This is a genomic window from Aquitalea sp. ASV11 (assembly GCF_016429185.1).
Taxonomy (GTDB): Bacteria; Pseudomonadota; Gammaproteobacteria; order Burkholderiales; family Chromobacteriaceae; genus Aquitalea; species Aquitalea pelogenes.
On record NZ_JAELUD010000052.1, the window covers coordinates 18,102 to 30,765 of the forward strand.

Sequence of the window (12,664 nt, forward strand, 5' to 3'; positions counted from 1 at the left end):
AATCTTACAAATAATTAAAACTATCAAAAGAACGCTCATCAAATGAAGATCAATCTGCCGGTTACCACCAACGAACTGATGGTCGATCCTGTCAATCCCATCGTCACCAAGACCGATGTAAAAGGCAGCATCACCTACGCCAACCGGGCATTCATCGACATCAGCGGTTTTACCGAAGACGAGCTGCTGGGTAAAAACCACAATATCGTGCGCCACCCGGACATGCCGCCATCAGCATTTGCCGACCTGTGGGACACGGTGAAGGCAGGCAAGCCCTGGCGCGGCATTGTGAAAAACCGGGCCAAGAATGGCGATTTCTACTGGGTGGAGGCCTATGTCACCCCCATCACCGAACATGGCCGCATCGTGGGTTACATGTCGGTGCGCTCGCGCCCGAGCCGGCAGGATGTCGACGCCGCAGCCGCCCTGTATCGTCAGGTACAGGACAAGAAGGCTACTCTGCCGTCCACGCTGCAACGCTATGCGCGCCAGCCGGATGTCTTCAAGCTGGCTCCGGTGTTCTCGGTGGTCGGTTTGTTGCTGGCAATGGTGTCCTTTTTCCTGCCGGACTCCATCAGTGCCATCCGCGAAATGACAGGCATTGCCGGATGCCTGCTGGCACTCGGCGCAGGGGTATGGGCTTGGGTGCGCTTGCGTGCGGTGCTGGGCGTGCTGGATCAACGTTTTCAGGATTTGCAGGAAGGCCGGCTGGATCAGGCGGTCGAGGCCCGCGAAGGTGGCCTGGCAGGCAAGGTGCTCTCTTCAATGGAGGCGCTGCGCATTCACTATCGTGCCACCATTGCCGATGTGATGCGCGCCAGCCAATACACCAAACAGCAGGCGCATGGCTTGCTGAATGACATGCACGCGCTGGCTTCGCGCTCGGTGGAACAGCGCGAAGGGCTGAACCAGATCAGTCACAATATGGAATCGCTCAGCGTGGCCATTCAGGACGTGGTGAGGCTGGCCGAGCATAACCAGCAGGATTCACAGCATACCCAGCGCGTGGCACGCGAGGGACGGCAGACCATGGATGCCGCCACCACAGCCGCTGAGCGGGCTGTTTCGGTGGTATCACAGTCACGCACTGCCATGGTGGAACTGGACGAGGCGATGACACGGATTCGCAGCATGACGGCGCTGATCCGTGAAATTGCCGATCAGACCAATCTGCTGGCACTGAATGCAGCCATCGAAGCTGCCCGTGCCGGAGAAATGGGCCGTGGCTTTGCCGTGGTGGCCGACGAAGTGCGCAAGCTGGCCGAGCGCACCACCAATACCACCGATTCGATTGGCGGTATTGTCGAGGAAATCGGCAAGATCACCCATAGTGCGGTCAGCAGCATGGATGCCACGGTGGAGGAGGTGGGCGAGGTGAATGGCCAGATCCGCCTGTCATCCGGCAATCTGCAGGGCCTGATTGAAGCAGCCGAGCAATCCAGCCGTCAGGCAGCGCAACTGGCGCAGGAAATGGGCAGCAAGTCCGACTCCATCAATGTGATGGCTGCTGCACTGGAGCAGTTGAATGCCTTGTCGGAACAAGACCTCAATACCACCCACTCCATTGGTGAAAGTGCCAGTCATCTGGCGGAAACCTCGGTCGATCTGGCGCAACTGACCGATAACTTCAGCAAGTGGCACAAGCGCTAAGCGTGTGATGTGCGTTACAAACGCCTGCCGTAGTGTGACGGGGCAGGCCCCCCCTTGCAGGGCAAGGGCGGGGGGATTGGGAATAGATGGGCAGGCTGCGGAATCAGCAGCTTAGTCGGCAGGCCCGGCTTTGCCGGGTTCAGTGCAGTCGCATCAAATAAGGTTGTTAGCAGCCTGAAGCCTGCTGCCGTATGACGGGGCAGGCTTTTTCATGCTTGTACAGTCGGGCGACGGGCAACCCAGATGGAGGTTTCCAGCTGCATGGCAATCTCGTCATGCTGGTTCAGCGTGGTCCAGCGTAATTGCACCACGCCGAATCCTGGTTTGCTGCCGGAGGCTTTTTGCGCCAGAACCTCGATGGTTGCGCGCAAGGTGTCACCCGCACGGGTGGGCTGTGGCCAGCGCATGTCCTTGATCCCCATGCCGATCAACCCATTGGCCACGTTTTTCAGCTCGCTGGCGGTAATCAGGCGCATGGTAAGGCTGCTGGTATGCCAGCCGGAGGCAGCCAGCCCGTCAAACACACTGGCTTTGGCGGCTTCCGGGTCGGTATGAAACGGCTGCGGGTCGAACTGGCGGGCGAAGGCGATGATTTCGTCCTGGGTCAGTGTATGGCTGGCAGTTTCGAACCGGCGGCCCGGTGTCAGGTCTTCGAAGTAGAGCATGATGTGACGTTAACGTAAGTTGATATCCCAGCATACGTGCTTGTTCCCTGACGGTCAAAGACAGATACCGGGCCGGGTGGCTGCTGAGAACTCAGATGCGCAAGGCGGCAATCAGCTCGCCCTCCAGCGCCAGTACCGTCTTGTCGTCTTTCAGGCCGGGTCCGCTCACCAGGAAGGAGTCTTCCGCACGGCTGCCCAGGGTCATGATCTTGGCGGACTGCACGCTCAGCCGGTAGTCCGCCAGTACCTTGGCAATGCGTGCCAGCAGTCCGGGACGGTCGCCAGCCACGATGGACAGCACGTAGAAGTTGTCCTTGTCGTCCGGGCGAATCAGCACCTGCGGCGCAATCGGGAAATGCTTCAGGTGACGGCTGATGCGACCGTTGGCCGGTGGTGGCGGCGGTGTTTCCAGCCGCAGGCATTCGGCCAGTTCGAATTCGATGAAGTTGATCATGTCGCGGTAATCCCCGTCGTGATGCTCGGGGATGAAGACATGGAAGGTATCCAGCGCGTAGCCGTGACGCGTGGTGTACACCTTGGCATCGGCAATGCTGTAGTTGGTGCGGCCAAAAAATGCGCAGGTGCGGGCAAACAGTTCAGGCTTGTCCGGGGTGTAGACCAGTACCTGGATGCCTTCGTGATCGTCCGACAGACGGGCGCGCACCATGGGCGTTTCAATATTGACGAAACGGTTGAGGATACGTGCATGCCAGGCAATTTCCTTGGCCTCGTGGCGCAGGAAGTACACCATGTCCAGCTGCGACCACAGCTTTTGCTCCACTCCGGCCGGTACCGCATAAAGCCGCAGCAGGCTGAGCGCCTGGGTCTTGCGTTCTTCCAGTTCCGAGTTCAGGTCCACCTCGCCACCACGCAGCAGCACGCGCAGGGTGGCGTTGTACAGGTCTTCCAGCAGCTTGGCCTTCCAGGCATTCCACACCTTGGGGCTGGTGCCTCGGATGTCGGCTACCGACAGAAGGTATAGCGCCGCCAGGCGGCGCGGGGTTTGCGTCAGTTCGGCAAAACGCTGGATCACGTCCGGATCATAAATGTCCTGCTTCTGCGCAATGCTGGACATGGTCAGGTGCTGGCCTACCAGCCACACCACCAGCTCGGTGTCTTCGGCCGACAGTTCGTGCTGCTCGCAGAACTCGCGTGCATCCACCATGCCCAGCGTGGAGTGGTCTCCGCCGCGCCCCTTGGCAATGTCATGAAACAGGCCTGCCACGTACAGCACTTCCGGTCGTTCGAAATCGTTGATCAGCCGCGACAGGAAGGGATATTCGTGATTGAAGGCACTGATGGCAAAGCGGCGCAGATTGCGCACCACCATCAGGATGTGTTCGTCCACGGTATACACGTGAAACAGGTCATGCTGCATCTGGCCGACAATGCGGCCAAAGCCGGGCAGATAACGCCCCAGCACGCCGTACAGGTTCATGCGGCGCAGGCAGCGGGTGAGGCCGGGTTCGCGCAGCATCTGCATGAACAGGCGGCGGTTTTCCGGGTTCTTGCGGAAACGGTCGTTGATGTGGCTGCGCGCATGCCACAGGGCACGCAGCATGCGTGGCGCAAAACCGGTGAGTTCCGGATTGCGTTGCAGCATGAAAAAAGCTTCCAGAATGGCGGAAGGTTCTTTTTCAAATACATCGGGCCGGCGGATGCCCAGCATGCCGTTGACCGAATAAAAGCGTTCGTTCAGGTTCTGCGTGATGCGCGGTACTTGCGAATAGAGGCGGGCACGCAGATTGGGCAGCAAAATGCCATTGAGCTGGCTGACGGTTTTGGCAGCACGGAAATACAGCTGCATCACTTGCTCGCTGGCGCGCTTGGCCGGGGTGTCCTGCAGGCCGAAGGCCAGGCCCATGCTTTGCTGCAGATCGAAAATCAACCGGTCTTCGCGGCGTCGCGCCAGGATGTGAAGGTCGATGCGCAGGCGTTGCAACTGGCGGTCGCTGTGGTGAATCAGCCGTGCTTCAGCCTGGGTCAGGATGCCGCGCTGTACCAGGTCGCTCCAGTTTTCACCAAGACCAATGGCCTTGCTGATCCACAAGATGGTATGCAGGTCGCGCAGGCCGCCCGGACTTTCCTTGATATTGGGTTCCAGATTGTTGGTAACGCCAAAGTGGCGGTTGTGGCGCTGCTGCTGTTCCAGCGTCTTGCCTTCGAAGAAGGCCAGCGGGTCGCGTTGGCAGTCCAGGCGCTGAATCAGCTGCTGATAGGGCGTGGCAGCCCCGGCAATCAGCCGGTTTTCCAGTAAATTGGTTTCAATGGTGATGTCTGCGGCTGCCTCTTGCAGGCATTCCTCCGCCGTGCGCACGCTGTGGCCCACCTCCAGGCCGATGTCCCACATGTGGCCGATCAGCGCGGCTACCTGCTCGGGCAGTTCCGCCGGGCTGACGGCGGGCAGCAATACCAGCACATCGATATCTGAACTGGGAAACAGCTGACCACGGCCATAACCGCCGACGGCAATCATGCTGGCCTGTTCGGCAAGCCCGGCATGCTGCCACAACTGTTGCAGCACACGGTCCACCAGCTGGCTGTGCTGGCTCAGGTAGCGTTGCGGGTCGCGATGGGACCGGTACTGCTCCAGCAGGGCAGTCCGTTCCTGGGCCAGTTGCTTGCGCAGTGCCTGGGTCAGCTCGGCGGAGAGAGGTTCCATGTCAGCGTCTTTCCTGCTTCAGGATGATGGCGATGCCGGCAAACAGAAACAGCAAGGTGGGCACCGTGGCGGAAATCACCGGGTTCCAGCTGTACAGCAAGCCCAGATGCCCGAACAAACGGTTGATGAAGTGAAAGCCCACGCCCAGGCAAATGCCGGAAAACAGTCGCACACCTAGCTGGCCATGGCGACGTTGCTGCGGGGTGAAGGCCAGTGCCACCAGAGCCATCGAGACACAGGCCAGCGGGTAGAACAGCTTGCTCCACAGCGCAATATCATAACGCTGGGTTTGCTGCTTGTTGGCGCTCAGGTGTTCGATGTACTTGATCAGGTTGAGTGCCGACATCTGTTCCGGCACCACCAGCAGCACGTTCAGGATGTCCGGTTCGATGATGGACGCCCATTGCGCCAGGGCCACGGTCTTGCTTTCCACATGGTCCGGGAACAGGCGGGTTTCCACCACATTGCTCAACTGCCAGACATGGGCGTTACGCTGGTAGCTGCCACGCTCGGCATAGCGGGTGGTCACCAGCTGGTAGTTGTCGTCATAGGTATAAATGCGCACGCCCAGCAAGGTGGTGTCCGGCAGCATTTCGTGCACATTGATGAAGTTGTTGTTGTCTTTCACCCAGATGCCGGAGCGGAATTCCTGCGCCACCATCGAACGCATGGCCGACAGTTTCATGCGTTCGGCCTGCTGCAGCGCATAGGGGCTGATGAACTCGCCCAGCGCGGTGGTGAGAACGGCAAAGCCCAGCCCGAACAGCAGCAGCGTGCGGGCAATCTGGCCCAGGGTGATGCCACAGGTGCGGATGACGGTGTATTCACTGGAGCTGGCCAGCTGGGTCATGGCCACCATGCCGCCAATCAGCACCGCCAGCGGCATCAGTTCGTAGGCGTGGCCAGGCGCTTGCAGCGCGATATAGCCCAGCATCTTGCCGATGGAGTAATTGCCATGGTTCAGGTCGGGCACTTCGTGAATGATGTCGAAGAAGCCATACAGACCCAGCAAGGCTGCCAGGGTAAACAGCGTGGACTGGGTCAGTGCGCTGATGATGTAGCGATAAATCAGTTTCATCTGGCTTCAGGGCTTGTTCAGGAAGTATTTCAGGGTCTGACGCACGGTATTGGCCGGACGGTCGCGATATTTGAGCAACAGCACGGCCAGGATCAGCACGATCACGTGAACGATCAGGATGCTGGCCATGCCCACCTTGCCCTGGGTAATCCAGTTACGTACCAGCGTCAGGCTGTTCTGGTACAGGAAGAACGCCAGCAAGGCCACCACCAGATTGTAGGCATGGCCGCTGCGCGGGTTGTAATAAGAGAGCGGAATGGCCAGCAAGGCCAGCACCAGACAGCTCAGCGGCATGGACAGGCGCCATACCAGTTCCGAGCGCAAGGCCGGGTCGCTGCTGCCGATCAGGCTGCCGGTACTTTGCGCCTGACGGTTGTTGGGCGGGGCGGCCAGCTTCTGGTTGGTGCCAATCAACACGCTGTAACGCTGGAAACTGCCTACCTCGTAGTCGGACTTGCCCGGTTCGCCCACATAGCGGCGGCCATCTTCCAGCACCAGCACGCGTTCGTTGTCTTCATTCACCGAAATGTAGCCGCGCTTGGCAAAAATGCTGGACACTTTGCCCTCGCTCAAGTCCTGCATGAAGATGCGCGTGGCTGCGCCATGGTCGCCGCCATAGCTTTCAATGAAATACACCTTGCTGCCCGAACCGGTTTCCTTGAACACGCCCGGCGCGATGGCGCTGATTTCTTCCCGGCGCTTGAGGATTTCCGCATACACCTGGCTGCGTTCTTCCGCCCAGGGCGCGATGAACAGCGACACAATGCCCACCAGCAAGGCCAGCGGGATGGTAAAACGCATCACCGGCCACACCCAGTCACGCAAGGACAGGCCGGATGACAGCCAGACGGCCATTTCATGGTCGCGCCAGATACGGGTCATCACCACCAGTACGGTGACGAAAACGGTCAGAATCATCAGCAGGGGGAACAGACCCAGTGCCCAGAACCCGATCAGCGCAGTGACGGCTTCGTTGGCGATTTGCCCCTCCGCCGCACGGCCAAGCAGGTTGATGGCCTGGGTCGAGAGAATGATGGCCAGCAGGACGACAAATACGCCCAGGGCGGTAAAAGTCAATTCTCGGGTCAGGCTTTTACGAAAAACCATTTATCAGTGCCTTTTTGACTTTTTATGACTAGCGTAGTGATAATTTGATTTGATAACTCTGAAACGCCGGTTTCGGCAAATTTCGGGATGGACGCAGCTTCTGTCTTTGCCTGCTACAGGCAGGGCCTTTAGGTAAGCCAGACATCGCTGGCAGCCTGCAGGAAGTGGAGCAACTGACACTCGCATTTCATGGGAGTACAAGATGGAATTTAACATAAAAAGCGGCAGCCCGGAAAAGCAGCGCGTTGCCTGCGTGATCGTGGGCGTCTATGAATCGCGCAAGCTCACCTTTGCTGCCGACTTGCTTGATCGCATCTCCAACGGTTTCATCAGCGACGTCATTCGTCGCGGTGACATGGAAGGCAAGCTGGGCAGCACGCTGATCCTGCACTCCGTGCCGCATACCCTGTGCGACCGTGTGATGCTGGTGGGTCTGGGCAAGGAGCGGGATTTCCGCGCCAAGGAATACCGCGAGGCCGTGCGCAGTTCGGTACGCAGCCTGACGCAGACTTCCGCCACCGAAGCCGTGAGCTACCTCACCGAACTGACCGTCAAGAAACACGATGTCGAATGGATGATCGAGCAGGCCACCGTGGTGACGCTGGACGTGCTCTATCGCTTCGACCGCTTCAAGAGCAAGCAGGACGACAGCGCCCGTGAACCGCGCAAGCTCACGCTGGCCGTGCCGCGCCGCAGCGACCTGGCTGATGGCGAAAAAGGCCTGCTGCGCGGGCTGGCCATTGGCAATGGCATGAAACTGGCCAAGGACCTGGGCAACCTGCCGCCCAATGTCTGCACGCCTGCTTACCTGGCAGAAGAAGCCGAGCGCATTGCCGCAGAATTCGGCACTCAGGTGGAAATCTACGGCCAAAGCCAGCTGGAAGAGCTGGGCCTGCATTCCTTCCTGTCGGTTGCCCGTGGCAGCGTGGTGGAGCCCAAGCTCATCGTGCTTCAATACCAGGGTGCCAGGGACAAGAACGACCGCCCGCTGGCGCTGGTGGGCAAGGGCATCACCTTTGACTCCGGCGGTATCTCGCTCAAGCCCGGTGAAGGCATGGACGAGATGAAATACGATATGTGCGGCGCAGCCTCGGTGCTGGGTGCCTTCCGCGCGGCGGTGGAAATGAAGCTGCCGATCAATCTGGTGACTATTGTTCCGGCTTGCGAAAACATGCCGGCCGGCAATGCGGTCAAGCCCGGTGACATCATCACCAGCCTGTCCGGCCAGACCATCGAAGTGCTCAATACCGACGCAGAAGGCCGCCTGATCCTGTGTGATGCGCTGACCTTTGCCGAGCGCTTCAATCCGCAAACCGTGATTGACGTTGCCACCCTGACCGGTGCCTGCGTCATCGCGCTGGGCCATATCGCCACCGGCCTGTACAGCAATCAGGACAGCCTGGCGCGTGAACTGCTGGCGGCTGGCGAGGAAGTAGCCGACCGTGCCTGGCACATGCCCTTGTGGGATGAATACCAGGAACAGCTCAAGAGCCCGTTTGCCGACATGGCCAATATCGGCGGGCGTCCGGGTGGCAGCATCACCGCCGCCTGCTTCCTGTCGCGCTTTGCCAAGGCTTATGACTGGGCACATCTGGATATCGCCGGCACCGCATGGAAGAGTGGCAAGGACAAGGGCGCAACCGGCCGTCCGGTACCCTTGCTGGTACAGTTCCTGCAAGACCGTGCCGACATCGCCCTGGGCAATGTCGTGCGCCGTGGCCGCCCGCGTCGTGAATCGCCTGAAATCGTAGAAGATGACGCGGATTGATTTCTATACCAATGTGGCCCAGCCGCAGGAGTTTGCCTGCAAGCTGACCGCAACGGTATTCCGCAAGCGAGAGCGCCTGCTGGTCTGGCTGGAAGACGAGCGGGCGCTGGATACCTTCAGTAACCGGCTTTGGTGCATGGGTGATACCCAGTTCATCGCCCATTGCCGGATGGATTCTCCCGAAGCGGCCGAAACGCCGATCTGGCTGACTGCCAGTCTGCCGGCCGGTTTGCAGCACCCGGTATTGTTGAACCTGGGGCCGGAATTGCCGGTCGAGCCAGCGCAGTTTTCCCGTATCCTGGAAATCGTCGGTACCGATGAGCAGGCGCTGGCCACTGCACGCCACCGCTTCAAGTCCTATCGCGCTCGCGGTTACGCCATTCAACATCATGACATGAGCCACAAGTGACCATGAACCAGTCGCCAATGCCTGATCTGCCCTCCTGGGACGAGCTGGACCTGCCCGTGCTGGACGAAGTGGTGGATGAAGCCGCCATTCCCGTCCTGGCGGACGAAGTGCTGGATGTGCCGGATTTTGACTTTTCCAGCGAATTGGATGCCGCACACAGTGCCCTGTCTGCTCCGGCAGAAGGCGTGGCAGAACTGGATATTCCTGAGCTGACACTGGACGACCTGGAGGTAGCAGCGCCGCCAGTCAGTGACAGCCCGGCACTGGACCTGTCTGGCCTGCCTTCACTGGATCTGAGCGAAGCGGCGGACGAGCTGGATCTGGGTCAGGTATTGCATGGCAGCGACCCGCTGTCCCTGGCGGCCCCGCCTGCTGCGCAAAACTCACCCAAGCCCGAAGTACCCTTGATGGCGGTGGATGGTTTCGAGTTTGTGCTGGATGAAGCGGTGCCGGAATTACCTGCGGACAAGCCCGCCCCGCCGAATGCGACTGCGTCCGCCCCGCCAGCAGTTGCGACTATGCCGACAGCCATGCACGCACCTGAGGCTGTGGCGGTTCAACCCCTGCCTGTGGTGGAGGACGAACTGGAGATTCCGGCCCTGACTGATGCGCTGGATGAGAATCTGCCTGTCCAGCCAGTAGCCACACCAACTCCATCCGCCGTGAGTGCACCTGAGGCACTGTCTGTTCAAGCTCTGCCCGAGGTAGAGGAAGAACTACAGATTCCCGATCTGTCGGACGAACTGGATATCGACTGGAACAGCATGGCGGAACAGGCGGTCCCGGTTGTAGCCGCTCCGCCTGACTTTGCCACTGCACCCGGCGAGCCGGTAGCCCCAGCAGAGGCAGCACCGCATGTACAGGTGGTTGATGCGCAGCCGCCGGTGCAGCCTGATCAAGCCCCGGTCCTGCCTGCCGGGCTATCCATTTCCCTGGATAGCCTGCCCGCTGGCGTGCTGGGCGGGGGTATCGGGCGGCTGGAAGAGGAAACCCCGTCGGCCAGTGAGTTGCTGGCCCGTGCGCAGGCGCTGGTAGATGCCACCCCCGCATCGCTGGATGAAGTATTGCGTGCAGCTGAGCAAACCCTGGCACAGCAGGATGCCCTGAACCAGCCCCCGCAGACCGAAGCGGTGCCTGAACCAAAGTCATTTACATCGCTGAGCGAAGCGGAGTTGATGGAAGCCATGGCGACATTGCCCTCCATGCAGCCCGCCACGCTGATCGACCAGGATTGGCCGGGGCTGGGTGATGATTCCATGGCCCACGATGTCAGTGCTGGTTTGCAGGACGATAACGATATTCAGGCTGCATCTGCCTTGCTGCAGGATGCCGGTCTGGATGACCTGGCTCCGGTAGCCGCAGCGGTTCAATCGCCCGAATTGACAGAGCAGCACCTGCCGCTGCTGGATGAAGAGGAAAGCTGGCCTGGGCTGGGTGATGTCGATCGCGACAGTGAAACCGAGTTGCTGCCAGACCAGCCTGAAGTTGTCGTGCAGGCAGTGCCCGAGCATGATGCAGAGTCGGGACAGGATGCGCCGGTATTGCTGGCTCAGGACCTGCCCGTGCTGGATGAGGAGGAAAGCTGGCCGGGTTTGGGTGATGTCGATCGCGAGAATGAAACCGAGCTTTGCTTGCCGAATGAGGCTGATGACTTGCAGCCTGTTGCCGCCAGCGCGCCAGTGCCGTCATCGCTAGTATTGCCGGTGCTGGACGAGGAGGCGGACTTGCCGTCTGCGTCGGCCAGCCACATGCCCTCTGTCGACGTAATCGAAGTCACGCCGCCAGCCGCAGGTATCAGCACACCGGTACAAGGCCTGTTTGCCGAGTCGCCCTTTGCCAGCGAGCGCGAAGCCGCTCCGCAAGCAGCCAGTGCCGTGACATTGCCCGCCACTGAAGTGCCGGAGGCCGAGCTGGAGCTGCCGGTGCTGACGGATGCCGAACCGGCTGATCCATCCATGGCCGAGTCACTTGCCCATGTCACGGCTCCCTTGCCGGACAATAGCCCGGAGCCAATGCCGCCAGCCTCGCTGGAAACGCTGACCGGTGCCAGTTTTGCTGCTGCTATGCCACAGACGGAAGTCGCGGCTAGCACGGCAGCACCGGAAGCAGGCAAGTCGGTGGAGGTATTGAGTGTCGCCGCGGTGACCACGGCTGCGGCAGCGGCTGCGCTGATGAACCCGGCAGCCCGCAAGGAAGAAACCGTGGCCGTGGTGGATGAGCGCGCCCTGGTGGATGCCATGTATGAAAAACTGCTGCCGCGCATGAAGGTGGAGCTGTCGCTGTGGCTGCAGGATGCGCTGGAATTGCAGGCCAAGAACATGCTGTCCGGGGTGATGCAGCAATTGAAGGAAGACTACGACATGTTGTTTGGTGAAACATTGAAGGAAAGCCTGCGCCAGGCCATTCTGGCCCTGGGGCGCGAGCAGCAGGGCCACCATGGCCCGAACAAGGAGCAGGACTGATGGGACATCGGCTTTCACGTATTGTCACCCGTACCGGGGATGATGGCAGCACCGGCCTTGGTGATGGCAGCCGCGTGGCCAAGGACAGCTTGCGGGTGCAGGCGCTGGGCGATGTGGATGAACTGAATTCGGTATTGGGGGTATTGCTGGCCGAAAGCCTGCCAGCCGGTGTGGTGGACCGTCTGTCGACGGTGCAGCATGATCTGTTTGATCTTGGGTCCGAACTGGCGGTGCCGGGCTATGCAGCGCTCAAGCCAGAGCATGTGGCCGCGCTGGAAGAGTGGGTGGCACAGATGAATGCGGACCTGCCCATGCTCAAGGAATTCATCCTGCCCGGTGGTTCGCGACCGGCAGGTCTGGCGCATCAGGCCCGTTCCGTCTGCCGACGCGCCGAGCGCGCCGTGGTGGCAGCTGCAAGGGAAGGGGAGATTTCACAGTCGGCACGTCAGTACCTGAACCGCTTGTCCGATGCCCTGTTCATTCTGGCGCGGCACCTCAACAAGGCACTGGGCCAGCCCGACGTGCTGTGGCAGCCCAAGCGACACGGTTGATCATCAACGCTGATACGTATCGCCAATTAAATAAGCCGCTGGATTCCAGCGGCTTATTTGTTTGCTAAACCCTTCTCGCTTTCTGAAAGGAAAGCGAGGCTCCCTTTCAGGGAAAGGGCGGGGGATTGGGAATAGACGGGCAGGCTGCGGAATCAATAAGTTAATCGAAAGGCCCGGCTTTGCCGGGTCCAGAACAATCGCACCAAATCTCTTTGTTTGCAGCCTGAAGCCGCTGGATTCCAGCGGCTTTTTGCTTCCTGATCAGGCAGCTACGTGGCTGTCTGTGCTGGCAAGCACTTCGGCAGGCAAGTC

At 60.1% G+C, this 12,664-nt stretch carries 9 protein-coding genes; 5 read left to right on the forward strand and 4 right to left on the reverse strand.

Going from position 1 to position 12,664, the window contains the following annotated elements; all coding sequences use genetic code 11:
* The first annotated feature begins 42 nt into the window (after positions 1-42).
* Positions 43-1,650: a PAS domain-containing methyl-accepting chemotaxis protein gene (locus JHD62_RS15465; RefSeq protein WP_199103676.1), complete on the forward strand. Its 1,608-nt coding sequence runs from the start codon at positions 43-45 to the stop codon at positions 1,648-1,650.
* A gap of 209 nt (positions 1,651-1,859) precedes the next feature.
* On the opposite strand, the gene JHD62_RS15470 is transcribed toward JHD62_RS15465, so the two are convergent.
* The 4 genes from JHD62_RS15470 to lptF form a co-directional block, all read right to left on the reverse strand.
* Positions 1,860-2,315 carry a MaoC family dehydratase gene (locus JHD62_RS15470; protein ID WP_199103677.1) on the reverse strand — a complete coding sequence of 152 codons (456 nt, stop codon included), beginning with the start codon at positions 2,313-2,315 and terminating at the stop codon, positions 1,860-1,862.
* A 91-nt stretch (positions 2,316-2,406) separates the two neighbouring features.
* Complete coding sequence (locus JHD62_RS15475; protein WP_199103678.1) at positions 2,407-4,977, reverse strand: [protein-PII] uridylyltransferase; 2,571 nt, start codon at positions 4,975-4,977, stop codon at positions 2,407-2,409.
* 1 nt (position 4,978) lies between these two features.
* Positions 4,979-6,055 carry an LPS export ABC transporter permease LptG gene (lptG, locus tag JHD62_RS15480; RefSeq protein WP_045845107.1) on the reverse strand — a complete coding sequence of 359 codons (1,077 nt, stop codon included), beginning with the start codon at positions 6,053-6,055 and terminating at the stop codon, positions 4,979-4,981.
* 6 nt (positions 6,056-6,061) lie between these two features.
* Positions 6,062-7,162, reverse strand: a complete 1,101-nt coding sequence (gene lptF / locus JHD62_RS15485; RefSeq protein ID WP_045845106.1) for an LPS export ABC transporter permease LptF — start codon at positions 7,160-7,162, stop codon at positions 6,062-6,064.
* A 202-nt stretch (positions 7,163-7,364) separates the two neighbouring features.
* On the opposite strand from lptF, the gene JHD62_RS15490 reads away from it, so the two are divergent.
* Genes JHD62_RS15490 through JHD62_RS15505 form a run of 4 tightly spaced genes read left to right on the forward strand, consistent with a single transcriptional unit; the run spans position 7,365 to position 12,352 of the window.
* Positions 7,365-8,930: a leucyl aminopeptidase gene (locus tag JHD62_RS15490; RefSeq protein ID WP_199103679.1), complete on the forward strand. Its 1,566-nt coding sequence runs from the start codon at positions 7,365-7,367 to the stop codon at positions 8,928-8,930.
* Positions 8,917-9,339 (forward strand): DNA polymerase III subunit chi, encoded by a 423-nt coding sequence (locus JHD62_RS15495; protein WP_199103680.1) that lies wholly within the window; start codon positions 8,917-8,919, stop codon positions 9,337-9,339. The genes JHD62_RS15490 and JHD62_RS15495 overlap by 14 nt, the downstream gene beginning before the upstream one ends.
* A 2-nt stretch (positions 9,340-9,341) precedes the next feature.
* On the forward strand, positions 9,342-11,801 hold the full coding sequence (locus tag JHD62_RS15500) for a hypothetical protein (RefSeq protein WP_199103681.1): 2,460 nt from the start codon (positions 9,342-9,344) through the stop codon (positions 11,799-11,801).
* Entirely contained in the window at positions 11,801-12,352 is a 552-nt protein-coding gene (locus JHD62_RS15505; protein ID WP_199103682.1) for a cob(I)yrinic acid a,c-diamide adenosyltransferase, read from the forward strand. Before JHD62_RS15500 ends, JHD62_RS15505 begins: the two co-directional genes overlap by 1 nt.
* The last annotated feature ends 312 nt before the right edge of the window (positions 12,353-12,664 follow it).

Excerpts from the sequence above, each read along its gene's own strand:
- JHD62_RS15465 (WP_199103676.1), top strand. The coding sequence starts at position 43 with ATGAAGATCAATCTGCCGGTTACCACCAACGAACTGATGGTCGATCCT.
- JHD62_RS15470 (WP_199103677.1), bottom strand. The coding sequence starts at position 2,315 with ATGCTCTACTTCGAAGACCTGACACCGGGCCGCCGGTTCGAAACTGCC.
- JHD62_RS15475 (WP_199103678.1), bottom strand. The coding sequence starts at position 4,977 with ATGGAACCTCTCTCCGCCGAGCTGACCCAGGCACTGCGCAAGCAACTG.
- lptG (WP_045845107.1), bottom strand. The coding sequence starts at position 6,055 with ATGAAACTGATTTATCGCTACATCATCAGCGCACTGACCCAGTCCACG.
- lptF (WP_045845106.1), bottom strand. The coding sequence starts at position 7,162 with ATGGTTTTTCGTAAAAGCCTGACCCGAGAATTGACTTTTACCGCCCTG.
- JHD62_RS15490 (WP_199103679.1), top strand. The coding sequence starts at position 7,365 with ATGGAATTTAACATAAAAAGCGGCAGCCCGGAAAAGCAGCGCGTTGCC.
- JHD62_RS15495 (WP_199103680.1), top strand. The coding sequence starts at position 8,917 with ATGACGCGGATTGATTTCTATACCAATGTGGCCCAGCCGCAGGAGTTT.
- JHD62_RS15500 (WP_199103681.1), top strand. The coding sequence starts at position 9,342 with ATGAACCAGTCGCCAATGCCTGATCTGCCCTCCTGGGACGAGCTGGAC.
- JHD62_RS15505 (WP_199103682.1), top strand. The coding sequence starts at position 11,801 with ATGGGACATCGGCTTTCACGTATTGTCACCCGTACCGGGGATGATGGC.